Source organism: Symbiobacterium terraclitae (assembly GCF_017874315.1).
GTDB lineage: Bacteria > Bacillota > Sulfobacillia > Symbiobacteriales > Symbiobacteriaceae > Symbiobacterium > Symbiobacterium terraclitae.
Genome location: NZ_JAGGLG010000002.1, coordinates 90,912 through 116,440 on the forward strand (window position 1 = coordinate 90,912; position 25,529 = coordinate 116,440).

Annotated in this window: 24 protein-coding genes; all 24 read left to right on the plus strand. The window is 69.1% G+C overall.

Annotated elements, in window-relative coordinates; translation table 11 throughout:
- Positions 1-1,086, plus strand: coding sequence for a flagellar biosynthesis protein FlhB (flhB, locus tag J2Z79_RS01900; protein ID WP_209465160.1), 1,086 nt, complete (start codon positions 1-3; stop codon positions 1,084-1,086).
- Positions 1,087-1,114: 28 nt separating this feature from the next.
- The gene (gene flhA, locus J2Z79_RS01905) at positions 1,115-3,166 is read left to right on the plus strand and encodes a flagellar biosynthesis protein FlhA (protein ID WP_209465161.1); all 2,052 of its coding nucleotides are present in this window, start codon (positions 1,115-1,117) and stop codon (positions 3,164-3,166) included.
- Positions 3,163-4,374 (plus strand): flagellar biosynthesis GTPase FlhF, encoded by a 1,212-nt coding sequence (gene flhF, locus J2Z79_RS01910; protein WP_209465162.1) that lies wholly within the window; start codon positions 3,163-3,165, stop codon positions 4,372-4,374. Before flhA ends, flhF begins: the two co-directional genes overlap by 4 nt.
- A gap of 5 nt (positions 4,375-4,379) precedes the next feature.
- Positions 4,380-5,270 (plus strand): MinD/ParA family protein, encoded by an 891-nt coding sequence (locus J2Z79_RS01915; protein ID WP_209465163.1) that lies wholly within the window; start codon positions 4,380-4,382, stop codon positions 5,268-5,270.
- 13 nt (positions 5,271-5,283) lie between these two features.
- Positions 5,284-6,051 carry a FliA/WhiG family RNA polymerase sigma factor gene (locus tag J2Z79_RS01920; RefSeq protein ID WP_209465164.1) on the plus strand — a complete coding sequence of 256 codons (768 nt, stop codon included), beginning with the start codon at positions 5,284-5,286 and terminating at the stop codon, positions 6,049-6,051.
- 45 nt (positions 6,052-6,096) lie between these two features.
- Positions 6,097-6,639 carry a DUF6115 domain-containing protein gene (locus J2Z79_RS01925; RefSeq protein WP_209465165.1) on the plus strand — a complete coding sequence of 181 codons (543 nt, stop codon included), beginning with the start codon at positions 6,097-6,099 and terminating at the stop codon, positions 6,637-6,639.
- Between the two features lie 130 nt (positions 6,640-6,769).
- Positions 6,770-7,069, plus strand: a complete 300-nt coding sequence (flgM, locus tag J2Z79_RS01930) for a flagellar biosynthesis anti-sigma factor FlgM (RefSeq protein WP_209465166.1) — start codon at positions 6,770-6,772, stop codon at positions 7,067-7,069.
- Positions 7,066-7,407 (plus strand): hypothetical protein, encoded by a 342-nt coding sequence (locus J2Z79_RS01935; protein WP_209465167.1) that lies wholly within the window; start codon positions 7,066-7,068, stop codon positions 7,405-7,407. Before flgM ends, J2Z79_RS01935 begins: the two co-directional genes overlap by 4 nt.
- Before the next feature lie 13 nt (positions 7,408-7,420).
- Complete coding sequence (gene flgK, locus J2Z79_RS01940) at positions 7,421-8,767, plus strand: flagellar hook-associated protein FlgK (RefSeq protein WP_209465168.1); 1,347 nt, start codon at positions 7,421-7,423, stop codon at positions 8,765-8,767.
- A gap of 14 nt (positions 8,768-8,781) precedes the next feature.
- On the plus strand, positions 8,782-9,669 hold the full coding sequence (locus J2Z79_RS01945) for a flagellin (RefSeq protein WP_209465169.1): 888 nt from the start codon (positions 8,782-8,784) through the stop codon (positions 9,667-9,669).
- Positions 9,670-9,699: 30 nt separating this feature from the next.
- Positions 9,700-10,056 carry a flagellar protein FlaG gene (locus J2Z79_RS01950; protein ID WP_209465170.1) on the plus strand — a complete coding sequence of 119 codons (357 nt, stop codon included), beginning with the start codon at positions 9,700-9,702 and terminating at the stop codon, positions 10,054-10,056.
- A 14-nt stretch (positions 10,057-10,070) separates the two neighbouring features.
- Positions 10,071-11,903, plus strand: coding sequence for a flagellar filament capping protein FliD (gene fliD, locus J2Z79_RS01955; RefSeq protein WP_209465171.1), 1,833 nt, complete (start codon positions 10,071-10,073; stop codon positions 11,901-11,903).
- Between the two features lie 17 nt (positions 11,904-11,920).
- Positions 11,921-12,319 (plus strand): flagellar export chaperone FliS, encoded by a 399-nt coding sequence (fliS, locus tag J2Z79_RS01960; RefSeq protein ID WP_209465172.1) that lies wholly within the window; start codon positions 11,921-11,923, stop codon positions 12,317-12,319.
- Positions 12,312-12,674, plus strand: coding sequence for a hypothetical protein (locus J2Z79_RS01965; RefSeq protein ID WP_209465173.1), 363 nt, complete (start codon positions 12,312-12,314; stop codon positions 12,672-12,674). Before fliS ends, J2Z79_RS01965 begins: the two co-directional genes overlap by 8 nt.
- Before the next feature lie 227 nt (positions 12,675-12,901).
- Positions 12,902-13,738, plus strand: a complete 837-nt coding sequence (locus tag J2Z79_RS01970) for a flagellin N-terminal helical domain-containing protein (RefSeq protein WP_209465174.1) — start codon at positions 12,902-12,904, stop codon at positions 13,736-13,738.
- 152 nt (positions 13,739-13,890) lie between these two features.
- Entirely contained in the window at positions 13,891-14,688 is a 798-nt protein-coding gene (locus tag J2Z79_RS01975) for a flagellar motor protein (RefSeq protein WP_209465175.1), read from the plus strand.
- 4 nt (positions 14,689-14,692) lie between these two features.
- On the plus strand, positions 14,693-15,574 hold the full coding sequence (locus J2Z79_RS01980) for a flagellar motor protein MotB (protein ID WP_209465176.1): 882 nt from the start codon (positions 14,693-14,695) through the stop codon (positions 15,572-15,574).
- A gap of 96 nt (positions 15,575-15,670) precedes the next feature.
- A complete protein-coding gene (locus J2Z79_RS01985) occupies positions 15,671-15,949 on the plus strand; it encodes a TMEM165/GDT1 family protein (protein WP_209465177.1) in 279 nt (92 codons plus the stop codon).
- 369 nt (positions 15,950-16,318) lie between these two features.
- Positions 16,319-20,002, plus strand: coding sequence for an IPT/TIG domain-containing protein (locus tag J2Z79_RS01990; RefSeq protein ID WP_209465178.1), 3,684 nt, complete (start codon positions 16,319-16,321; stop codon positions 20,000-20,002).
- 144 nt (positions 20,003-20,146) lie between these two features.
- On the plus strand, positions 20,147-20,440 hold the full coding sequence (locus tag J2Z79_RS01995; RefSeq protein WP_209465179.1) for a hypothetical protein: 294 nt from the start codon (positions 20,147-20,149) through the stop codon (positions 20,438-20,440).
- An 11-nt stretch (positions 20,441-20,451) separates the two neighbouring features.
- Complete coding sequence (locus J2Z79_RS02000) at positions 20,452-20,601, plus strand: putative motility protein (protein ID WP_209465180.1); 150 nt, start codon at positions 20,452-20,454, stop codon at positions 20,599-20,601.
- Between the two features lies 1 nt (position 20,602).
- Complete coding sequence (locus J2Z79_RS02005) at positions 20,603-22,564, plus strand: hypothetical protein (protein ID WP_209465181.1); 1,962 nt, start codon at positions 20,603-20,605, stop codon at positions 22,562-22,564.
- Entirely contained in the window at positions 22,561-24,627 is a 2,067-nt protein-coding gene (locus J2Z79_RS18745; RefSeq protein ID WP_209465182.1) for an ATP-dependent helicase, read from the plus strand. Before J2Z79_RS02005 ends, J2Z79_RS18745 begins: the two co-directional genes overlap by 4 nt.
- Before the next feature lie 7 nt (positions 24,628-24,634).
- Positions 24,635-25,516 (plus strand): PD-(D/E)XK nuclease family protein, encoded by an 882-nt coding sequence (locus J2Z79_RS02015; protein ID WP_209465183.1) that lies wholly within the window; start codon positions 24,635-24,637, stop codon positions 25,514-25,516.
- Positions 25,517-25,529 lie beyond the last annotated feature (13 nt).

The window sequence follows — 25,529 nt, forward strand, 5'->3', positions numbered from 1 at the left end:
TTGGATCTACAGCTCTTCGCCGAACGGACCGAGGAGCCAACACCCCGAAGGCTCAGGAAGGCCCGGGAAGAAGGGCGGGTCGCCCGGTCCAACGACCTGGTCGCAGGCGTCGGCCTCGTCGCGGCCACGCTGGCCCTCAGAGGCCTCGGGGCCGCCGCCGTGGAGCAGGTGACCGGCGGCATGGCCGGGGCGTTCGCAGGCCTGCGGGCCACCGAGCTCACGGCCGAGACGACCGCCGTCATCCTCCAGGAGTGGGCCCTGCTCTTCCTGCGCACGCTGCTGCCGTTTGCCCTGGTGCTGCTGGCCATCGGGGTGGCCGTGGGCACCCTGCAGACCCGGTTCATCTTCACCCTGCGGGCCCTGGTCCCCAAGTTCTCGACGCTGAATCCCATAACCGGTCTCTCCCGCATCTTCTCCCTGCGGACGCTTACCGAGCTGATCAAGGGCTTGCTCAAACTGGTCGTCATCGGCTACATCGCGTACCGGAGCGTGGCCGGCCTGACGCCGCAGTTTCCGAACCTCATCGCCCAGCCTGTGCGGATCGGGCTCGTGGCGCTCGCTGACATGGTGCTCGACGTGATGCTGGCCGTGGGCCTGGCCTTCCTGGTCATCGGCGTGCTCGACTACGGCTACCAGTACTGGGAGTTCCAGCGGTCGCTGCGCATGACCAAGCAGGAGGTCAAGCAGGAGCACCGGGAGCAGGAGGGCGCCCCCGAGCTGAAGTCCAAGCAGCGGCAGCGCATGCGGGAGATGGCCATGCGCCGCAGGGCCCTCAAGGAGGTGCCCAAGGCCGACGTCGTGGTCACCAACCCCACACACTTCGCCGTGGCGCTGAAGTACGACGCGGCGGAGGTCGCGGCGCCCAAGGTGGTGGCCAAGGGCGCCGACCTGCTGGCGCTGGAGATCAGGAAGATCGCCCAGGCGCACGACGTGCCCCTGGTGGAGAACCGGGCGCTGGCCCGGGGCCTCTACTACGACGTGGAGGTGGGGCGGCTGATCCCGCCCGAGTATTACCAGGCGGTGGCCGAGGTACTTGCCTTCGTCTACAACCTGCGGCGGCAGAACCGCCAGTCAGGTCAGGAATAGCAACTGCTGATGCTGAGGTGAGAGAGCTGTGACCAACCCGAGCGGCGCCCCGTCGGTCCGGATCGCCGATATCGCAGTGGCTGGCGCCATGGTGGCCATGGTCATGCTGCTCATCGTTCCGCTGCCCGAGTTCCTGGTCGACCTGCTGCTCACGTTCAACGTGGCGGCCGCGATCGTGATCGTGCTCGTCTCCATCTTCACCAACGAGGTGCTCCAGTTCTCGTCCCTGCCCACCCTGCTGCTCATCACCACCCTGTTCCGGATCACGCTGAACGTCTCCACCACCCGCCTCCTGCTCACCACCGGCGAGGCGGGCGAGGTCATCCGCCGCTTCGGCGAGTTCGTCATCGGCGGCAACACGGTGGTCGGACTCATCGTCTTCCTCATCCTCGTGATCGTGCAGTTCATCGTGATCACCAAGGGCGCCGAGCGCGTCTCCGAGGTCGCAGCCCGCTTCACCCTCGACGCGATGCCCGGCAAGCAGATGTCCATTGACGCCGACCTGAACGCCGGCCTCATCACCGAGGCCGAGGCCCGGGCCCGGCGGCGGGAGATCGAGCGGGAAGCCGACTTCTACGGCGCCATGGACGGCGCCACCAAGTTCATCAAGGGCGACGCGATCGCCGGCCTGCTCATCGTCTTCATCAACCTGCTGGGCGGCTTCATCGTGGGCATGCTGCAGCAGGGGATGGCCTTCAACGAGGCCTGGTCGCACTACTCGCTGCGGACCGTCGGCGACGGCCTGGTGACGCAGATCCCGGCGCTGCTCATCTCCACCGCGACCGGCGTGCTGGTCACCCGGGCGGCGGGCGAGTCCAGCCTCGGCGGCGAGCTCTCCAAGCAGCTGGGCGGCGACCCGAAGCTGCTCATGCTGGCGGGCGGCCTCCTGCTGCTGCTGGGGATCGTCCCCGGCCTGCCCACGCTGCCCTTCTTCCTGATCGGCATGCTGATCCTGGGCGTCGGCATCGTCAGCGCACGCTACCAGGCGGTCCGGGCGGTGGCCGAGGTGCCCGAGCCGGAGCCGCTGCCCATCACCAACGAGGCTCTCCCCGAGACGCGAGTGCAGCTCACCCCGGTGGACCCGCTCGAGGTCGAGCTGGGCTACGCCCTCGTGCCCATGGCGGAGCCCGGGCGCGGCGGCGACCTGCTGGACCGCGTGGTGGCCGTGCGCAAGCAGGTTGCGGCCAACCTGGGCCTCCTGCTGCCCTACATCCGGGTGCGCGACAACCTGGCGCTCAGTCCCTACCAGTACGTCATCAAGCTCAGGGGCATCGAGGTGGGCTCCTACGAGCTGCAGCCGGACCGCTACCTGGCAATGGACCCGGGCGGCCTCGAGGAGACCGTTCCCGGCCAGCCGACGGTGGAGCCGGCCTTCGGCCTCTCGGGCCTCTGGATCTCACCCGCGGACAAGCAGCGGGCGGAGCTCATCGGCTACACGGTGGTCGACCCGGCCTCGGTGCTGGTGGCGCACCTCACCGAGGTCATCAAGGAGAACGCGCACCAGCTCCTGGGCCGCCAGGAGGTCAAGGGCATGGTGGACACCGTCAAGGAAAGCCATCCGGCCCTGGTGGAGGAGCTCACGCCCCGGCTGCTCTCCCTCGGCGAGATCCAGAAGGTGCTGCAGAACCTCCTGGCCGAGGGCGTCCCCATCCGGGACCTCGTGCTGATCTTCGAATCCCTGGCGGACTGGGCGCCGGTGACCAAGGACCCCGAGCAGCTCACCGAGAAGGTGCGGGTGGCCCTGGGGCGCACCATCGTGCACCACTTCGAGCTGGGGCCGGTGATTAAGGCGATCACCCTGGCGCCCGACGTCGAGCAGCGGCTGACCGCCGCGGCCGAGAAGCGAGGTCCCGCGCCCGCCCTGGACCCGCAGCTGGCCCAGGCGGTCATCAACGGTATCGGGAGGGAGGCGCAGGCGATGGCCCAGCGGGGCGACACCCCCGTCCTGGTCTGCTCGCCGGCCCTGCGGCCGGTGATCCGGCGTATCGCCCAGCATACCTACCCTCGGTTGATCGTGCTCTCCTACGCCGAGCTGGATCCCAAGCTTGAGATCGAGTCGGTGGGGGTGATCCGGGCATGATGCAGGTCAAGAAGTACGTGGCGCCCACCTACGCGGAGGCCCTGATCCTCGCCAAGAACGAGCTGGGCACCGACGCGGTGATCGTCGAGAGCCGCAAGGTGCGTATCGGCGGCATCTTCGGCCTCTTCGGCCGGGAGATGACGGAACTGACGGTCGCGGCCGAGCGGCGGCCCGAGCCGTACCGGCCTTCCCGCCCGACTCCTTCCCGTCCGGCCGCGGCGGCTGCCCGCCAGGCTCCGGCGACCCCTGCCGGTCCGGGGGCCCCTGCCCCTTCGGCTGTCCCTGCCGTTCCCGTCACTGCGGATGCTTCCGGCGCCGGAGCACCGCCTGCAGCCGCCCATGGCGGCGTGGCCGACCTGACGGGCCTGCGCCGCGAGTTGGCCGACCTGAGGCAGGCCGTGACCCGGCTGGTGGAGGTGCGGCCGGACCCCACGGCGCTGCTGGAGCTGAAGGGCTACGGCCGCAAGGTCTACGAGCAGTTGCTGGACGCCGGGGTGGAGGAGGGGCTGGCCCTCGCGGTGAGCCGGAAGGTCGGCACCCACGCCACCAAGGGCCGCGCCCTCCTGCGCGCCGAGCTCTCCCGTGTGATGGGCCCCGGCGCGCCGATCCATGTGGAGCAGGGCAGGCGGCAGGTGGTGGCGCTGGTCGGCCCCACCGGGGTCGGGAAGACGACCACCCTGGCCAAGCTGGCGGCGCACTTCGCCCTGGAGCGGGGACTGAAGGTGGGGCTGATCACGGCCGACACCTTCCGCATCGCCGCCGTGGACCAGCTCCGCACCTATGCCGACATCCTCTCCATCCCGCTCTATACGGTGGAGCGGCCGGCGGAGGTCACCCAGGCCCTGGCGCACACCGCGGGGGCCGACGTGGTGCTGCTGGACACCGGCGGGCGCAGCCACAGGGACGAGGAGCGCATGGCCGAACTGCAGGAGCTGCTCGCGACTGCGCGGCCCGACGAGACGCATCTCGTCGTCTCCCTGAACACGAACCCCCGGGATGCGCACCGCATGCTGGAGCGCTACCTGCCCCTCGGCGTCAACCGGTTGATCTTCACCAAGGCGGACGAGACCTCCGCCCCCGGTCTGATGCTCAACATCCGGCTGCGGAGTGATCTGCCGGTCTCGTACATCACCGCCGGCCAGGCTGTGCCGGATGACCTGACCCCCGCGGATACCGTGGACTACTGCAAACTTTTCATGGGGGCATAGACGCGATGTTTGACCAAGCCAGCCGTCTGCGCGAACTGGCTGCCGCCTACCGGAACCAGGCCATGGGCCGTGCGCCCCGCCGCTTTGAGGCGATTGCGGTCACCAGCGGCAAGGGCGGGGTCGGCAAGAGCAACCTGGCGGTCAACGTGGCGCAGGTCCTGGTACAGGCCGGCCGCGAGGTGCTGCTGATGGACGTGGACATGGGCCTGGCGAACGCACACATCCTGCTGGGGACCGTGCCGCCATATCACCTGGGGCACTTTCTCCGCGGGGAGGTCGACCTCCCCCAGGTCATCCACCGCACGCCGACCGGGATGAAGCTGATCGCGGGCGGCTCCGGACTGGTGGAGCTGGGGAACCTCAACGCCGCCCAGCTCCGGCCGATCCTCCGGTCCCTGGAGCGGTTGGAGGGCGAGGCCGAGTACCTGGTGATCGACACGGGTGCGGGGGTGGGCGACGCCGTGGTGGAGTTTGCCATGGCCGCTGACCAGGTGCTCGTGGTGACCACGCCCGAGCCCACGGCCATGGCCGACGCCTATACGATGATCAAAGCGCTGGCGGCCCGCAACCCCGGGGCGAAGATCCGGCTGGCCGTCAACCAGGCGGAGCGGCAGGAGGATGCGGAGCGGGCGGCGGAGCGCATCGTGACCACCGCCCGGAACTTCCTGGGTGCGGAGGTGCGGCACGTGGGGACCATCCCCCGGGACCCCCACGTCTGGCAATCGGTCAGGCAGCGGGTGCCGTATGTGCTCGGGTACCCCGGCGCCCCGGCTTCCAGGGCGGTGCGGGCCATGGTCGACCGGCTGGTGGGCGGCGAGGTCGTGCACCCGCCGGCGCCGCGCGGCGGCTTCTTCAGCCGGCTGGCCGGCATCTTCTCCCGGAGCAGCAGCCTGTAGAGGAGGGATCATCGTGACCGTGCAGCATCTGGAGCTGTGGCGGCGCTGGCGCCAGTCCCACGATACAGCTGCACGCGACGCCCTGACCCAGCACTACCTGTGGCTGGTGCGCTACGTGGCGGGGAGGCTGATGGTCGGCCTGCCCAGCCACGTGGACCAGGCCGACGTGGAGGGCCACGGCTGCTTCGGGCTGCTGGAGGCCATCGCTCGCTACGACCCCGAACGGGGTGTGCGGTTCGAGACGTTTGCCATCCCCTGGATCCGCGGCGCCTGCCTGGAGGGGCTGCGGGCGATGCAGTGGGCCCCTGCCCTGCGCAGACGGGTGCGGCAGCTGGAGAAGGTGCGGGACGAGCTGTTGGGCACCCTGGGCCGGGAGCCGACGGCGGGCGAACTGGCCGCGCACATGGGCATCACGGTGGAGGAGGCCGAGCGGCGACTGCAGGAGGCAGGCACCCTGGCCGTGCTCTCGCTGGACGAGGCGGCGGCCTTCGACGATGGCGAGGCCACGGCCCTGGCAGACCGCGTGGCCGACGACGAGGCCGTCGATCCGGAGCTGGAGAGTCAGCTGGCCGAGCGGCGGGAGGTGCTGGCCCGGGCGGTCGCTTCCCTGTCGGAGCAGGAGCAGCTGGTGATCGCGCTGATCTACCAGGAGGGGCTGATCGCGAAGGAGGTCAGCGAGGTACTGGGGGTCTCGCAGGCGCGGATATCGCAGGTGCACAGCAAGGCGATCCTGCGGCTGCGCGGGAAGCTGTCACGGATGAAGCAGGATCTCGTGTCGTGAGCGGCAGCGCCCGCGGTCAGACAGGGGACCTAGAGGGGGAGAACCGTGTCAACCGTTGCATACCTGCTACTGGGCCTGGCCGTGATCGGCGCCCTGGCCTATGCCCTCTACGAGGTGACTGCCAGGCAGAGGCGGCTGATGGCTGAGCTGACCCGCCTGGAGCGCCTCACCGCCGAGGTGGCGATGAGCGCCGAGGCGGTGCTGGACGAGGTGGACCGGCGGGTCGCGCAGTTGAAGCAGCTGGCGGACGCCCTGGCCGCCGGCGCGCCCGGCGCGGCAGAGCCCGCGCGGCCGGCCCGCCGCCAGCGCGGCGGCGCACGGACGGCTCCGCGGCCCGCACAGGAGGAGGCTCCGGCGGTGCCGCACGACGCGGCGCAGGAGCCGGAGCCCGAGGCTGCGGCACAGACCTCGCCGGATGAAGCGGCGGGCGCCGCGGCAGCCGACCGGTACGCCGGGGTGCGCGAGGCGGTCTGCCGCATGGCCGACGAAGGGAAGAGCCCGCTGGAGATCGCCGAGGCCCTGCAGCTTCCCCGGGGGGAGGTACAGCTCATCCTGAACCTGCGGGGGAAGAGCCACCAGATGGGATGAAATTGGGCGAAACACCGTGTATGGACGCGATTTTCGGCGCAAAGCGCATCTACTGCGAAGCTGATTGACTTAACTTTTCGGCGCGCGCGTGCCATGGAAGAATCAAGACCCACGAGAGGTTGTGGCCTGCATGCGAGTTGATGGACCGAAGATCACCACAGCGGCGGGGCTGAACCGCATTGACCGGCCGAAGGTGAACGAGGCCCGGGCCCGCGCGCGCGAGGCAGCGGAAGCGCTCAGCGAGGACCGGCTCTCTCTTTCATCGCGTGCGCTGCAGGTGCGCGACATCGAGCCCGCGCTGAGCGTCATGCCGTCGGTGCGGGCTGACCTGGTCAACCGCCTTCGGGAGCAGATTCAGCGGGGTGAGTACCAGGTCGATCCCGGGAGGCTGGCCGACCTCCTGATCCGCCTGCGGGTGGTGGAGCCATGAGCGCCACGGCACTGCTCCAGGAGATGATCGAGCTGACCCGCGCGCAGATCAATCACGTCATCGCCGGCGACGTCAAGGCGCTCACGGACGGTGCTGCCGAGCAGGAGCGGCTGCTCCGGGAGCTGCAGACCGCCGAGATCGACGCCGAACCGGAGGAGATCCGACGGCTCCACGACGAGCTGCGGGCGGAGACGAACCGGTTGTCCGCCCTGCTCCACATGGAGAGCGGGCGGGTCGATTTCCTGCTGCGGCTGTTGCTCGGCGGCAACGACAACAGGGACCCCGGGTATCCGTCCGGCAAGGCGCGCGGCGGCACGTTCCTGAACCGTCGGGCATGAGGAGGGCGATCGGATGATCAGGGGACTGAACACGGGTTTGAACATCGCCACCCGGGCGATGCAGTCCGCCCAGTGGGCGATGATGTTGCATACCAAGAACATCTCCAATCACAACAACGAAAGCTACACCCGCCAGTGGCTGGAGAATCCGGCGGACCCCACCGGCAAGCTGCCGCACGTGGCCCGCCTGCGCGACATCTTCGTGGACCACCAGTTCCGCACCGTCGCCGCCGCTTCCGGCGAGGCCGGGACCATCCTCGACATGTGGCGGCGCGTGGAGGAGATTTTCGGCGACCCTGTAGAGGGCGGCTTCGGCCTCGCCATCGACCGGTTCTTCGACAGCTTCAAGGCGCTCTCGGAGAACCCGTCGGACGAGACCGTGCGTCTCGAGGTGCTGGCGGCCGCACACGACCTCACCCAGAACTACGCGCTGACCATCTCCCACCTCAACCAGGTGCGGGACCTCATCAACGAGGAGATGACGGCGCTGGTCGCCGACATCAATGCCAACCTGCTGGCGGTGCGCGAGCTGAACGCCCGCATCGCCTTGCTCCAGCACTCCGGCGAGTCGGCCAACGACCTGTTGGACCAGCGGGATAAGCTGCTGGACGAGCTGGCCGCCCAGACCGGCGCCGTGCCCACCGTCCTGTCCGACGGCACGGTGCGGGTGATGATCGGTGCGGTGCCCGCGGTGGACGGCCTCTACGTGAACCAGCTGGAGCTGGTCGAAGGGCCCAACGGCATCGTGCCGCAGTGGGTGGGCAAGGACGTGCCCAAGTTCAACGGCGGCGGTAAGCTGCGCGGCCTGCTCTACATGCGTGACACCGAGCTGAGTCAGGCCATCGCCGAAGTGGATTCGTTCATGAAGGACCTGGCCAACGCCGTGAACAAGATCCACCGCACGGGCTTCGGCTTAGAGGAGGCCGGCGACGGGTCGGACCTGGACTTCTTCCTGGTGCAGGATGACGTGGTCGGCTCCGTGACCGTGAACCCGGCCGTGACGCCCAGGCGCATCCGCGCCGCGGGGGCCAGCCCGGCGCTCCAGATGGACGGGCGGATCGCCGACGCCATCTACCAGCTGGCCGAGGGGCTGGTGCCGGGCGACCGGAGCACGAGCCCGATCGTCCGCTACCGCAACCTGGTGGGATTGATCGGCTCGAAGACGGCCCAGGCCGACCGGGAGGAGACCGTGGCCAACAACCACCTGCGCACCATCAAGGAGACGCGCTCCGCCAAGTGGGGCGTCTCCGTCGATGAGGAGGTGGCCGGCCTCACTGCGCAGCAGAAGGCCTTCGCCGCCGCTGCCCGGGTGATCCAGATGATCGATGAGATGCTCGACGTACTGATCAACATGGTGTAACGGGGGGACGGGCCATGCGGGTGACCAACTGGATGCTGCTCAACGCCGCGATCTACGATCTCGGCGCACTGCGGGAGAAGTACGCCCTGGCCCAGCGGAAGGTGAACGGCCGCTCTCTCGAGCGCCCCTCCGACAATCCGCGGGCGGTGGTGGAGGCCATCGACCTCATGGGTGCCAAAGTGCGGTTCGAGCGCGCCCAGGAGGCCATCAGCCAGGCCAAGGAGTGGCTGTCGGCGGGGGAGACGCGCCTTACCACGATGTTGGATCTGCTCCAGTCCGTCCGGGAGACCGCCGTCCAGTTCGGCTCTCCGGCCAGCCTGGAGCCGTCGGCCCGGGAGAACCTGGCCCAGCAGATCGAGTCGCTGCGGGACGCCATCAAGCGCGAGATGAACGCCCGCCACCGCGACTTCTACCTCTTCTCCGGCTGGTCCACCGATGTGCTGCCCTTCCCGGACAACGGGACCGGCGGCGTCACCTACGCGGGCGGCGTGGACCAGGTGATGGAGCGGGAGATCGCGCCGGGCTACCGGATCAAGATCAGCATTCCGGGCAACCGGTTGCCCGTCTCGATCATCCAGGACCTGACCGACATGGCCACCGCCATGCGGGCCGGTGATACCGTGGCAGTCACCACGACCCACCTGAGCAAGGTCGTCTCGGCGATGGACCGGTTGATTTCCCTCCGCTCCGAGCTGGGGCTCAGCTACCAGCACGCGGAGCAGTATGAGAACTACGCCCGGGATGGCCTGGTCAACGTGGAGGAGCGGTTGGGGAAGGTCAGCGGCGGTGACCTGGCCGAGTCGGTGATGGAGATGACGGAGGCCTATACGGCCTACCAGACGGCCATTGCCGCCTTCTCGAAGGCGCTGCCCGTGAGCCTGCTGGACTACATGCTGCGGTAAAGGGGCTAGTCCGAGGAGGAGGATCAAAGCATGCGCGTTACGGGTTCCACCGAGGTCAAGGCTGACTGGTCCGTCCGGCAAGGTGCCGGCCAGTCAGCGGCCGGCGCGGTCCGCAGCGCAGAGCAGCTGCCCGGGGCCGCGGGGCAGAAACAGGCGGGAGCGCTCGACACCGATGTGCTGGAGCGCATCGCCGAACGGATGTCCGCTGCCGCGGAGTCGCTCCAGACGACCTTGCAGTTCAAGGTGGTCTACGGCAACCGGGTAATCGTCCAGGTGGTGGACCGCATCTCGCGCGAGGTGCTGAGCGAGTTCCCCCCTGAGCGCCTGGTGGAGGCCTTCCGCGGCCTGCGTGAGCTCCTCGGCGTGTTGGTTGACGAGAAGGTGTAGGGGGTGGGCGGTGCATGAGCGGATTGGGCCTCAGCGGCCTGATTTCCGGCGGTGATACCAGAGCCATCATTGAAAAGATCCTGCGGTATGAACTCGAGCGAATTGAGAACAGGGAACGGGATCAGCAGAAGCTGGAGAAGAAGCAGCAGGCCTGGCGGGATGTCCGGTCAGCCCTGACGAACATCCAGTCCAAGCTGGACGCCCTGCGGCTCCCGTTTGTCTACCGCTCGCGCAAGGTCACGCTCACCGACGAGTCCGTCGCCACGATCAGCGCCGCACAGGGGTCCGCGCTCACCAGCTACTCGCTGGCCGTGCTCAGCCTCGCGCAGACCCACGTGATCACGCAGCGCGACGACAGGGTGGTGGCCAACCCGAACGCCCAGCTGGGCATCAGCGGGACGTTCCGGATCGGCAACGACCCCGCTGATCTCAAGGAGATCACCATCGAAGCGGACGACACCCTGCACTCCCTGGCCGACAAGATCAACGCGGCCAACGCTGGTGTGCGGGCCAACGTCATGGCGGCGGGCCCCGACAGCTACCGCCTTGTCCTGACCTCGGACGCCTCCGGCACGGCCAACGCCATCCGCCTGGAGGAGGTGGCGGGCACGCCGCTGCAGGAGCTCGGCCTGCTCTCGGGGGGCGGTTCCATTGCCAATGAGCTCTCCGCCGCCCAGGATGCCGTCTTCACGCTGAACGGCATCCAGTACGTCCGCGCCACGAACACCGTGGACGACGCCGTCCCGGGGCTCACCATCACCCTCAAGAAGGTGACGGGCGCCGGCAACCCCGTCCAGGCCACCGTGGAACTGGACCCGGACAAGGTGCTGGAGAGCGTGAAGGGCTGGGTCGACGCCGTCAACTCCGCCCTCAGCCTGATGGCCAAGCTGACCAGCTACAACACAGAAACCCGCGAGGCGGGCATCCTGAACGGCGAGATGCAGATCCGCCGCCTGCAGACCACCCTGCGGTCCATGGTGGCCAATGAGGTCAGCGGCCTCCCGCACAACTGGCGGACGCTGATGGACGTGGGCATCTCCACCGGTGCGTACGGCTCGGCGGACTACGGCAAGCTGGTCATCGACGAGAAGAAGTTCAAGGAAGCCCTGGCCAAGGATGCCGAGGCGGTTGCCACCCTCTTCGGCGCCATGCGGGTCAACCCCGCCCTGGAGCCGGGCACCAGCATCACGGTCATCGGGACCGGCGACGGATCTGGCCGTCTCACCGACCTGATCAACGGGGTCACCGACAGTGACCGCTTCGGTTCCACCGGCGGCGGCTGGGAAGGCGTGGGTGCGCCGAGCGAAGCCAATCCGCACGTGATCGAGATCACCTTCGCCTCCGCCAGGACCATCGACCAGATCGTGCTGTACCAGCCGGACAACCTCGCGTCGCTCAAGGCGTTTACGCTGGAGTACTGGGACGAGACCTCCGGCAGCTGGAAGGCGCTGGCGACGGTGGACGATTACAACGGCGCCGTCTACACCGCCAACTTTGACCCGAAGACGACCAGCCGCATCCGCCTCTCGGTCACGGCCACCCACGGCGACGCCCCCGTCAGGCTTACGGAGATCCAGGTGGGGCAGTACAACCGGGGCGCGGCCGCCGAGATGAGCCGGTATCTGCGCCAGCTGCTCGACGTGGAGAGCGGCATGGTGGAGAACCGGGAGAAGACGCTGGCGAGCCAGATCAAGCGAATCCGGGACACGATCGGCCGCCTGGAGGAGCAGCTGACGGCCCGTCAGAAGCAGCTGGAGGCCCAGTTTGCGCGCATGGAGGAGGCCCTGGCCAGGCTGCAGGCACAGGGCAACGCCTTCGCCGCCATGTTGATGGGCTTCTACTCCTGAGATCAGCGAGTCGGGGGATGACCAACGTGAACGGCCTCAACCAGTATCGGACCTACCAGGCAGAGACGGTCGCCCCGGAAGATCAGATCGCCCTGCTGTACCAAGGGGCGCAGCGCTTCATCGACAGAGCCGTGGCCGCGCTGGAGCAGGAGCGCTTCATTGAAGTGAGCGAGAACGTCGGCAAGGCGCAGCGCATCTTCGCCGAGCTGTCTGCAGCCCTGAACCCCGCCGCGGGGGAGATTTCGCAAAATCTTGCCCGCCTTTACGACTACTGGACCTGGCGCCTGAGCCAGGGGCTCATCCGCAAGGACGCCGCGGCCCTCCGTGAGGTCTCCGCCACGGTGGGCGATCTGGCCGGCGCCTGGGCCGAGGCGGCCCGCCAGGTCAGGGTTCAGCGGGCGCAGGCCCATGGCTGACGAACTGCGCCAGGCGCTCGCGGCAGCCCTGGCCCTGGGCGGGCAGTTGCTGGCGGAGCTCCAGGAGCAGCCGACCGAAGCGGGGCTGGCCAGGGTGGAGCAGCTGATCGTCGAGCGGGGCCAGATGGCGGAGCGGGCCCGGGAGCTGTTCCAGCCGGGCGACCAGCAGGCCCTGCGGGGGGAGCTGGAGGCCCTGCTCAGGCAGCAGCGCGCCCTGGACGGGCAGATGCAGCGGTGGCTGGCGCACCTCAAGTCGGCCGCGGATGCCACTCGGGCGTCCCGGGCCACCACCGACGGGATGCGAAGGGTGTTGGGTGCTGGCCCTTCCGCCCGGCAGCTCGACGTACGCCGCTGATGCTGCCATGCGATTTTTGATTGGGGTCATGCGAGGAAGAACGGAAGAGATTGGGCGAGTAAACCGATACTAATTGGTTCCTACGGGGGGCTTTCTCGCTTAAGCGAGGGCGCCAACCCGTTCATACATGTGATAGTCAGTGGGTATGAGCACCGGCCCGGCCGGCAGGGAGGATGCTTCAACCCACCGATGAGAGATCGCACAAAGCGAGCAAGGAGGCTACCGACGTGCGTATCAACACCAACATGGCTGCTCTGAACGCCTGGCGCAACATGAGCGTCAACAACACCCACATGAGCAAGTCCCTGGAGAAGCTCTCCTCGGGCTACCGGGTCAACCGGGCGGCCGACGACGCCGCCGGCCTGGCGGTTTCCGAGAAGATGCGGGCCCAGATCCGCGGCCTGAACATGGCTGTCCGGAACGCCCAGGACGGCGTCTCCCTGGTGCAGACCGCTGAGGGCGGCGCCCAGAAGATCCAGGACATGCTGCAGCGCATGCGTGAGCTGGCCGTCCAGGCCTCCAGCGACACGCTGACCGACAACGACCGCGCCCTGCTCAACGAGGAGTTCGGGAACCTCGCCGATGAGATCCGCCGGACCAGCATGTCCACCAAGTTCAACGAGAAGGACCTCATCAACAGCGCTGCGGAGGCCCTCGGCGCCCTGACCATCCAGGTCGGCCCGGGCACCGATCCCAACTCCGACCACATCGAGATCACGCTGCAGTCCCTCGAGGATACCGACCTGGGCGTTGACAAGGCCACCCTCAACATCAACACCAAGGCTGCCGCCCAGAACGCCATCGGCGCGATCGATACCGCCATCAACACGGTCTCCGTCGCCCGCGCGAACCTCGGTGCGCTGCAGAACCGGCTCGAGGCTGCCATCGAGACCCTGCAGATCCAGTCCGAGAACCTGACCGCCGCCGAGAGCCGTATCCGGGATGCGGACATGGCCTTCGAGATGGCTCAGTTCACCAAGTACCAGATCCTGCAGCAGGCCTCGATGGCCATGCTGGCGCAGGCCAACACGGCCCCGCAGGCGATCCTGTCGCTGCTGCGGTAAACTGCGGATCTATAGTGTGCCCCGGGGACACCGTCCCCCCCGGACGGGGGGACGGTGTCTTTTCACCGGGGGATTGGCAAGGCCGGTGACGGATCCGGGCCGATCATGTCAGTGGCAGATCCGCAGGGCCCATGTTGGGAGGAGGGAGTCTCTTGGACCTCGCAACTATCGGTGGGTTGATCTTCGCGCTCGTAGCCATCGCCGTCGGCGCGGCCCTGGAGCATGTGACGCTGTCGTCGCTGCTGGGTTCCAGCGCTTTCCTGATCGTGATTGGCGGGACTATTGGCGCCACCATCGTTTCGCATACAACTGAGGATCTGAGATCGGTGCCCAGGGGCCTGAGGCTGTCGTTTTCGCCGCCCAAGCAGGATTACCGGGCCATGATCGACCTGCTGGTGGGGCTCAGCGAGAAGGCCCGGCGCAACGGCCTGCTCTCCCTGCAGGAGGACGCCGATCAGGCGACCAACCCCGTGGTGCACAGGGGCCTGACCATGGCCGTGGACGGTGCCGACCCCGAGGCGGTCGTCAGCGTGATGCAGTCGCTCAGCGAGCAGCAGGCGAACGAAATCCTGCGCGGGGCTGCCGTCTTCGAGACCGCCGGCGGCTTCGCGCCGACGCTGGGCATCATGGGCACGGTGATGGGGCTCATCACCATCATGGGCAACCTGAGCGATCCTGACACGCTGGGTCCGGCCATCGCCGTCGCCTTCCTGGCGACGCTCTACGGGCTGGGGTCGGCCAACCTCGTCTTCCTGCCGATGAGCAACAAGATCAAGGGCATCGCCAAGCAGCAGAGCCATTTCAACGAGATGATCATCGCCGGAATCGAAGGCATTCAGGCCGGCGAGAACCCCCGGAACCTGCGTGAGAAGCTTTCCATCTACCTGCCTTCCGGAGGCGGTGCAAGAGGGCGCGCTGCTGCAGGCGCTCCTGCACAGGAGGGGGCATAGCTGAATGGCCCGGACGACAAGAGCAACGAGGGGCGATCATGAGGGAGGCGGCGGCGGTCACGGCGGCTCCAACGTTCACCGTTGGATGGTCTCTTACGCCGACTTCATGACCCTGATGTTCATCGTATTCGTGGTCATGTTCTCCTTCGCGCGGGTCGACACCGCGAAGTACACCAGCCTGGCCCGCTCGCTCGCGGCTGCCCTGGGCCCGCTGGGGCCTGACATCGCACCGCTTCCTGCGCGGGGCCAGGAGGGCACGGCCATGCCGATCATCCCGCCGGACCGCCCCGGAAGCCTGCCGGACGTGCCCGACTGGCCGGCGCACCTCATCGCGCCGCCTGAGGAGCCGCCGGAAACCAACCCGGTCCCACCCGTCGAGCCTCCGCCTGCTGCGCTGGAGCCCTCTCCGGAGCCCTCGCAGGTCGTGACGGCCGAGCCGGGCGTGCCGGAGGAGTTCGTCCCGCCGCCTGAGCCCGTCGACCCCCTGGCCGAGGTGGCAGACATCTTCCGCGGCCTGCCTGGCGTCCGCAGCGGTCTCATCGCCGTTGCGCTGGAGGAGCGGGGCATCGTGCTCAGCGTGGCCGGCAGCCTGCTCTTCAACCCGGGTGAGTACGCCCTCAGGCCCGAAGCCGCGCCCTACCTGGCGGAGGTGGCCGAGAAGCTTCAGGGAGTCGAGCTGCCGATCATGGTCAACGGCACCGCCGACGGGTCCGGCGAGGGCGCTGCGGGGTTCGAGCTCGCTGCCCTGCGGGCCGGCGCAGTGGTGAAGTTCCTGAGCGAGCAGCACGGCATTCCGGCAGACCGCTTCGTCTACTTCGGATACGGCGACAACAGCACGAACGGTGACCACGTGACCATCGTGGTTGCCCGCAAGCAGCCGATGTGACCCCCCCGACCCTGGCATGGTCGGACAGGCCGGGACATACCCATAGCCTGAGTGCGGCCGGGCCGCGTTCGACCTCATGGCCGGGGGGCGACCACATTGGAGAGCTGGAAGTCGGCGTTGATCACCTTCAGTGTGATCTTTCTGGCTGAGTTGGGTGACAAGACCCAGTTGATGGTGATGGCGCTGGCTGCACGATCCCGGGCGCCGCACATGGTGTTCTTCGGCGCCGTGGCCGCCCTCGTCGCGTCCTCCTTCTTCGCGGTGCTGGCGGGCGACGGCCTGCTGCGCAACATCCCGCCACGGTACCTTCGCCTGATCACAGGCGGGGTGTTCATGGCGGTGGGTGCGGCACTGGTGTCAAAAGCGTTTCGGTAGCTGGGGCGGCCGTCTCGCCTGGGACGGCTGCTGAATATTGACAGGCATGCAAATGATGGTATCATAATCAGTACACAATATTCTATCCAGCACGTCCGCATAGCCATGCGTCTTCGCCGGCTGCCGCCGGGTGGATTGCCGGGTAGCAGGGGCTACAGACGAAACGGCAACCGGCTGTTGCCGTTTTTTTCATCCGACCGAACGCGCCTGGAAGGGGGGACAAGCACCAGCGACGCAAAGGGTTTGGAAGGGACTGCCCAAGCCGGAGTGTCCACTGGCCTCAGTACGATCTGCGCCGAAGCAGGACCACTCAGACAGATCAGAGGCAGCTAGCGATGGTTCTTCGTTAGCATGCGAGGAGGCAACGGAATGAGGTCCGTCACACGGGTATTATCGCTGTTACTGGTCACAGTGCTGGCGGTCGTCAACCTGATCGCCGCGCCGTCAGCCGGGGCTGCTGACGGCCCGGTCACGGTCACCCAGTCCGCCGCCCCGTCCGAGATCCTGGCCCAGGGGGAGGTCGAGGTCACCCTTTCGATCAAGGGTACGCCCCCGGTCAATGTCGTCCGCCCGAACGACGTCATCCTGATCATCGACCGTTCCGGCTCGATGTCGTCGGAGAACCGCATTCAGGCTGCAAAGCAGGCGGCCAAGGGGTTCATCGATCTGATGGACCTCTCGAAGCACCGTGTCGGTATCGTGGACTTCAGCACCACCGCCGCGGGCTTCCCGCTCACCACCGACAGGGACGCAGCCAAGGCTTACATTGACACGCTGCAAGCCCAGGGGAACACCGCAACCGGCGACGCCATCGACGTGGCCACCCAGCTTCTGGCTGACCACCGGCCGGAGGCGCAGCCCGTCATCGTCCTCATGACGGACGGCGATGCGAACGTGGGCAGCCCCACGCCGTACGAGTACGCCAAGCTGAAGGCGGCCGAGGCCAAGTCGGCCGGGATCGTGTTCTACACCATCGCGCTGCTGGGGGTCAACGACGACCCCGACACGAGCGCACCCAACCTGCTGCTCAAGGAAATGGCCACCACGGCGCACCACCACCACTTTGTGCTGGGCTCTGTGGGGCTTCCCGAGATCTACGCCCGGATCGTCCACGAGATCGGCATCGCCAGCGCCTATGATGTGACGGTGTCCGATACCGTGGCCCCGGAGTTTGAGATCGTGCCGGACTCCTACATGCACAACATCCCGCAGCCCGCCGTGTCGGGCAACACCCTCACCTGGCACTTCCTCGAGCTGAAGGACGAGGTGCTGACCTTCACCTACCGCATTCGGCACAAGGAAGGTGCCAGGACCGGCAAACTGTACGTATCCTCCAAGATCTCGCTGTCCTACAAGGACTACGCCGGCGCCAACCACTGGGGCGAGGCGCCCAGGGCGAGCGTCACGGTCAAGTACCCGGCTCCGGTGATTACCGCCGTGGATCCCGACAACGGTTCCATCTACGGCGGCGAGACGATTGTCATCACCGGCCAGAATTTCCGCCCGGGCGCCCAGGTGCTCATTGACTCCAAGCAGGCCACCGACGTGGTCGTGGCGCCCGACCGGATCACGGCCACGGTGCCGCCCGGCAAGGCCGGGACCGTGCCGCTGGTGGTGAAGAACGACGACGGTCAGACGGCGTCCGCCAGCTACCGGTACTGGGCGGCGCCCGAGGTGACCGAGCTGGCCCCTGCGGAAGGCCCGCTGAGCGGCGGCACCAAGGTGACCCTGCGCGGCCGCTACTTTGACCAGACCATGCAGGTTACCTTCGGTGGTGTCCCCGCATCCGCGACCACGTTCATCGACGGGACGACCTTCACCGCGGTCACGCCGCCCGGCGCAGCCCCCGGGCCTGTCGACGTGGTTCTCTCCAAGACCGACGGGTCGAGCCTGACCCTGCCCGGCGGCTTTACCTACCTCCCGCCCGATGCCACGCAACCGGAGATTTTCTCCATCTCGCCCGACAGTGGCAATGTCGCCGGCGGTGATCTGGTCGAACTGACCGGCCGCAACTTCGCCCCTGGCGCCCGCGTCTGGTTCGGTGCCAAGGAGGCCCAGGTCTCCGCCTTTAACGGTCCGGAATCCGTGGTGGTCAAGTCTCCTGCTGCCACCGCGCCCGGTCCCGTCGAGGTCGTCCTGGAGAACCCCAACGGGCAGACCGCCCGGGTACCTGATGGCTTCACCTACGTCGTGCCCGCCCCGGTTGTGACCAACGTCAGCCCCGCCTCCGGCTCGGCGCTGGGCGGTGAGCTGGTCATCATCGACGGGAGCAACATCAGCAGCGGTGCGACCGTGTACTTCGGCGATCAGCCGGCGCAGCTCGTGAACTACTACGGCGAGCATCGCGTCCGCGTGCGCACGCCGGCTGCGACCCGCGGCGGTCCGGTGTCGGTCAAGGTGGTGAACCCCGACAACCAGGAAGGCGTCTGGAGCGGGCAGTTCGAGTACCTGCTGCCGCCGGCGCCCTCCGTCACGTCGGTCAACCCGGCCGAGGGTCTGGTCGACGGTGGAGAGAAGGTCACCATTTCGGGCAGCAACTTCACGGCCGGCACGCAGGTCTACTTCGGCTCCCAGCCGGCCACGGTCCAGAACCTGACCGCCACCGCGATCACGGTGGTCACTCCGGCCGCTGCTGCAGCAGGTCCGGTTGACGTGCGGGTGGTGGACCGCTGGGATCAGGAGACCGTCGTTCCCGATGGTTACACCTACCTGGAGCCCGCGCCCCCGCCCGCAGTTGAGCTGTCCCGGGTCGAGCCCGCCAGTGGTCCGCTGGCCGGCGGCCAGGTGGCCTACGTCTACGGTGCGAACTTCGCGAGCGACGTCCGCATCTACTTCGGCGGTGCGGAAGCATCCGTGCTGAACTACTACGGCGCTGACAGCGTGCGGGTGCGGACTCCTGCGGGCGCAGCACCGGGGCCGGTCGACGTCCGGGCGGTCAACCCGGACGGAAGTGAGGCCATCCTTCCCGCCGGCTACACCTACGACGCTCCGCCGCCTCCGCCCGATCCCACCGTCACGAGCATCTCACCCGGCGAGGGCGAGGCATCCGGCGGAACCCTCGTCACCATCTCCGGTTCGGACTTCGAGCAGGGGCTGACCGTCTGGTTCGGCGGGGCTGAGGCCACCGTGGTCAACTACTATGGACCCGACCGCATCCGGGTGCGGACGCCGGGGTCGTCGGTCTACGGCCCGGTCGACGTCCGGATTGCGAACCCCTCCGGCGGGGAGACGACGGTGGTGGGCGGGTTCACCTATCTCGAGCCGCCTCCTCCGCCCGTTCCGGAACTGTACAGCCTGTCGCCTGACATCGGCGTCACCCGGGGCGGCGAACTCGTCTACATCGACGGCGCCAACCTGGCCAAGGGCCTCAAGGTTTTCTTCGGGGGTCAGGAGGCTGAGGTGGTCAACTACTACGGACCCGAGCGGATCCGCGTCCGGGCGCCGGCTGTCCCGCAGCCCGGAGTCGTGGATGTGCGCGTCGTGAACCCGGACGGTGGGGAGGCCGCGCTGGTCCAGGCGTTCACCTACGTGCCGCCGGAGGTCAAGATCACCAGCCTCTCGCCGAGCTCGGGGCCCATGGAGGGCGGCACCCTGGTCGTGATCGTGGGCGCCGAGTTCACCCAGGCGTCTCGGTTCTACTTCGGCGGCATCGAGGCGACCATGGTCAACTACTACGGCAGCGACCGGGTGCGCGTGCGGGCGCCCGCCTCGCCGGTCTCCGGGCCGGTTGACGTGCAGGTGGTGAACGTCGACGGAGGCGAGTTCACCCTGACAGGCGGCTACACCTACGACGCGCCGCCGCCTCCGCCGACCCCGACGATTACCGGCTACTCTGCTGAGTTCAAGAACGGCGCCTACTTCATCTACGTGGACGGGACCAACTTCCAGCAGGGCGTGAAGGCCGACTTCAACGGCACACTCACCGATCCGATCAACTACTACGGCACGACCCGGATTCGGATCCGCGTCTACGTGTCGCCGGGAACTTACCCGCTGAAGGTGGTCAATCCCGACGGCCAGGAGAGCAACACCATCCTCGTCGACCTTCCGTAGCAGGGCGTCCCACCAGGTCGGGGTGCACACCCCGACCTGGCCCTTTACAGCGTGAAGCGCAGGCCCTTCCCGTTCGTCCGGAGGGGCCTGCGCGAACTTATCCTGCCCCGTGAGCGTCTCCCATACGAAGGGGGGATCGCACCTGTGAACAAGGTCATCGGCATCATCCTGATCCTCATCGGTCTCCTGGCCCTGTTCCGCTTCAGCATGTCCAGCGCCTGGCTCTTCCTCCTCATCGCTGCGGCGCTCGCCCTCGCGGTGCAGGCCGGGTGGCTGGGCCGTGGTGCGTACGCAGCCGCCGTCGTCTTCGTGCTGCTGGCATTCGCCGGCCTCGCCCTCCGCACCCTCTTCTTCAGCCTGGCGATGCTGTTCAAGCTCGCCCCCCTCATCCTGCTGGCGCTCGGCATCTACTACGTCTACAAGGCATTCATCCGCTAGGAGGTGTGGCGGTGAACGTCGCGCAGGTCCAACAGGCGGTCGACATCTGGGCGCTGAACAAGATCCTGGAGGTTGCCCGGAGCCAGGTGCAGCAGGTCGTGCGCGCTGCGCCAGCCCACCTGGAGCCCCACAAGGGCACGCGGATCGACGTGCGGGTGTAACATGGCGATCACCCTCATCACCGGCCCCGCCCGGTCCGGCAAGACGGCAGCCCTCCGTGACCGTTACCTCGCCTGGCTCCGGGAAGGCGTGCGCACCGATCAGATCCTGATCCTCACCCACGGGGCGGACCAGACCGCCCCGTGGCTCACCGGCCTCGATCTGCCGGCGACCGGCCCGATCGAGGCCTGCGATTTCTACGGCTTCATCCGCCAGGAGCTGGCACTCCACTGGCCCACGGTGCAGGCAAAGGCAGCGGTCGCCAGGCAGTGGCTGGCACCCGCCTTCCTGCCGCTCACAGTCGAGCGCCACCTGCTGCAGGCCCTGCTGGAGCCCCACCACGCCCTCTTCGGCGACGTGGTCAAGTCCCGGCCGGAAAGGCTGGCGCTGCAGGTGCTCACCCGCATCGACCGGGTCGCCGCGGGCGCCGGCCTCGGGCCCGGGCAGGCCGTGCTCCGCATGGCCGAAGCCGACCGGCCCGAGAAGCGCGTGCTCTACGGGCAGGTGGCCGCGCTGCTGGACGAGCACCGCAGCCGCTGCCTGCAGGCCGGGCTGCTGGACTACGGCCTGGCGCTCACGCTGTTCACCGACGGCCTCCTGCCCGAGCCCGACTACCGCCGCCACCTCCAGCACCGGTTCCGCCGGCTGCTGGTGGACGACCTGGACGAAGCGGTTCCCGTCGAGCTGGACTTCGTGGCCGCCCTGGCCGCGGCGGTGGAGGAGGCGGCCCTCGCCCTCGACCCCGAGGGGGGCCACGACCTGCTCCGGGGGGCAGACCCCGCCGGGGCCCTGGTGCGGTTCGCCGGAGCCGTCGCGGTCAGCCTGCCGGACCCCGCCCCGGACCTGCCGGCGCGATTGGCCGCCCTCGGGCTGGCCGAGGCAGCTGCCGCCCAACCTGATGGGATCCCCCGTCGCTCCGACCGGTTCGAGACGGCTGGCTGCAAGCCCGGCGCGCCTGACGCCGCGGTCCGCCATCCCGACGTGACCGTGGAGTTCTGGGGTGACATGGTTGCCCAGGTGGCCGGTTCGGTGGCGGACCTGGTGGCCTCAGGCATGACCCCTGGTGACACCGCCGTGATCGCACCCCGGGTGGACAACCTCCTGGCCACCGCCCTGGGGCGGGCGCTGGCAGAGCGCGGCGTGCCGCTCCAGTGCCCGGTCCCGACCCGCCGGCTGCTGGACGAGCCCGCCGTGCGGGCCGTCGTCGCCCTGGCCGGGCTGGCGGTGCCGGCGTGGCGGGCCCCGTGGCCGTCTGCGGCTGCCGTTGCCGACGCCGCCCGGCTGCTGCTCCGGTTGGATCCGGAGGCTGCGGCCCGGCTGGGCGAGGCGCTCTGGCAGGCCGGGGACGGCCTGCCAGACCCCGCAGGCCATCCCGCGCCCTACCGCCGCCTGTACGCATGGCTGAAGGCGGCCAGGCACCGGCGGTGGCAGACCGATACCTTCGTCCGGGCCGCGCTCCTGGAGCTGCTCATGCCCCTCCGGCCCGACCTGCCGCCCGAGGCGTTGGACGCCTGCCGGCAGCTGCTCCGTGCCGCGGCCGACTTCCGCCTGGCCGCCGAGCGCCTCGGCGAAGCCGCGCTGGGCCCCGCCTACCGGCCGCTGCTCACCGAGGCCACGGCCCCGCTGCTGCCGCCAAAGCAGCTTCCCGACGGATCCGCCGTCCTCCTGACCACACCCCGGGACTTCCTCGCCCGCCGGCTCACCGCGGCGGTGCAGGTCTGGCTGGACGTCACCTCCCCCGGCTGGCTGCCCAGCGGCGTCTCCGAGCTGGCCAACCCTCACCTGCTGGCACCCGGATGGCCCGAAGGCGCGGCGTGGATCGACGCGGAGACCGCAGCAGTGCGGGAGCGGGCCCGCACCCGCACGGCGCGGGCGCTGCTGCGCCGCTGCACCGGCCGCGTGATCACCGCAGCGGCGGCGCTGAGCCCGTGGGTCCAGGAGCAGGAAGGGGGGCTGTGGGCATGAGCCTCACCCTGCGCCCCGACCAGGCCCGGGTGGCCGAGTACCGGGGCGGCTATATGGCCGTCCCCGCGGTGCCCGGCGCCGGCAAGACCACCGTGCTGGCCTACCTGGCGGCCGACCTCATCGCCGCCGGCCTGCCCGCCCCGGGCCGCGTCCTCGTCGTCACCTACACCAATTCCGCCGTGGGCAACTTCAAGAGTCGCATCGGCGGCTTCCTGGAGGCGCGGGGGCTCCCCCGCACCGGGTACGAGGTGCGGACCATCCACTCGCTGGCGGTGCAGATCGTCCGGCAGCGGCCGGAGGCCATCGGCTGGCCCGACACCTTCGCAGTGGTGGACGAGGTCCGCCGCGGCGCGATCCTCAGCGCGCTCACGCGCCGCTGGATCGCCGGGAACCGGGAGGCATGGGAGGCGCTGGTCAGGGCCGGCGAGGAGCGGCGTCAGGACGCGCTGGGCCAGTGGGACGAGCGGACCCAGTCGCTGATGGGCAGGCTGATCCAGTCGTTCAAGGCCCGGCGGCTCTCGCCCGAGGACGCGCTGGCGCTCACCCGCGCACTACCGGAGCACCTGCCGCTGCGCTGGGCGGCGGAGGTCTACCAGGAGTACCAGCGCGCACTGGCCCGAGAGGGGCTGGCCGACTTCGACGACCTGATGCTGGGCGCCTACCGCCTGCTGAAGGGGGAGCCCGACCTGCTGGAGCGCATGCAGAGGCGCTGGACCTACATCTTCGAGGACGAGGCGCAGGACTCGTACCGGCTGCAGGAGCAGGTTCTCCGCCTCCTGGCGGGACCGTCGGGCAACCTCGTCCGGGTCGGCGACGCCAACCAGGCCATCATGGGCAGCTTCACCACCGCCGAACCGGATCTGTTCCGCCGCTTCGGGCGGGAGCCGGGGGTTGCGGTCCGCCCCCTCACCATGGCCGGGCGCTCCAGCCGCGAGATCATCGGCCTGGCCAACGAGCTGGTGCGCTGGACCCGGGAGGAGCACCCCGACCCGGGCTGCCGGGACGCCCTGGAGGCGCAGTGGATCGAGCCGGTGCCCCCCGGGGGCGGCCAGTCCAACCCGGAGCCCGGCGGCCGGCGGGTCCTCTTCCGGGCGTTCGACAGCTACCGGGGCGAGCTGGAGGGGCTTGCCCGCATGGCTGCCCGCTCGGTGCGGGAGTACCCGGACGCCACCGTGGGCGTGCTGCTGCCCACCAACGCCATGGTGGACGAACTGCTGGCCGAGCTGCGCGCGCTGGGCGCTCCCGCTGAGGCCGTGGGCCGCACCGCCCCCATGGAGCGGCTGCGCCTGGCGTCAGACCTCCTGGCCGCCCTGGCCTTCCTCGCCGCCCCGCACATGTCAGAACGCCGGGAGGCCGTACCGGGGTTCGAGCCGTACCTGGACGGCTGGCTCGAGGCGGCCTGCCTGCCGGCCGACGAGCTGCTGCTGCGCATGGCCTCGGACCTCCGCCTGACCGGAGCGGACCTCGCACTGGCGCAGTACCTGGCCCTCCGGGCTCGCCGGCTGCTGGAGGAGGAGCCGCTCTACGGCCTGGCCGACGTGGCCCGGGAGCTGGCGGAGGGCCTGAAGACGTCAGGCTGGCTGGCCGAGGCGCTCTACGACCGGCGGGGGTTCGAGCCGGTGCCCGGCGTGGTCTACGTGACCACCTGCCATTCTTCCAAGGGGCTGGAGTGGGACACCGTCTACGTCGGCGGCCTCACCCGCGCCCAGTTCCCCGGCGCCCTGACCGACTGGACCCCCGCGGAGCTCTGGTTCCTGCCCGAAGACCACGCGAACCCCGAAGCGGCGGCGGTGGCGCTCCTGGACCGCCTCGTCGCTGCTGCGACGGGGGGTGGCGCGCCGGAGAGATCCGTCGACTCCCCTGTCGACGGGCCTCACGACGACCCTGTGGCCCGTGCCAAGCGCGAACACATCGCCGAGAGGCTCAGGCTGCTCTACGTCGCGATCACCCGGGCCAGGTGCAACCTGCTGCTCTCCTTCCACCGGGAGAACCAGCGGGGACGGAAAGCCCTGCCCACCCCGGCGCTCGTGCACCTGAGCCAGTTTGCGGCGAAGGCGAGGTGACAGGCCCGTGTCGTTGACCCCGCACCAGAAGCTGGCCGAGCGGCACCTGAGCGCCCTGGCCCTGCGGCTCTTCACCGAGTGCCCCCTGCGTTTCAGGCGCCGGTACATCGACGGCCTCCAGCTCGCCGGCCTGCCCGACGACCCTGACGAGCAGCGCGCGCTGCGCCAGGGCGAGCGGTTCCACCTGATGGCCCGCCGCTACTACGCCGGCCTGCAGCCCGGCACGCTCGGCGACGCCGGCGAGCGGGCGGAGCTGGAGGGCTGGCTGGACCGGCTGCGGCGCTACCTGCCGCGGGACCCTGAGAAGGTCTACTACCCGGAGCTGGAGCTGCGCCTGAAAGAGCCCTTCGAGCAGCCTTCCGGACCCGATCAGCCTGCCCTGCGCCTCATGGCCAAGTTCGACCTGCTGACGGTGGAGTCCGACGGCACGGCGACCATCTACGACTGGAAGACGCTGCGGCGGATGCCCGCACACCAGCGGCTGGCGGAAGCGTTCCAGACGGTAGTCTACCGCTACGTGCTGTGCGCGGCCGGCGGGGCCTACGCCCCCGGGGGCAGGTTCGACCCCGGCCGGGTGACGATGGTCTACTGGAACCCGCTGCGGGGCGGCGTGGAGGAGCGGTTCCCCTACGGCGCCGAGCCGTTCGCCGCGGACGGCGAACGGCTGCGCCGGGTGGTGTCCGAGATCCTGTCCACACCGCCGGACGGCTTCCTCCCGACCGGCGACGAGCGCATCTGCGCCCGCTGCGAGTACCGGCCCCTCTGCCACGGCCAGGCGGCGCACTGGGCCGACGGCGAGGGAGCGGACGTGGACGTGCCCGTGGAGGAGGAGCTGTCAGAGGAGGTCGCGGGCGGCGGTGACGACCCGGCCGACCTGCCGCTGCCGTAAGAGCTGGCGCAGG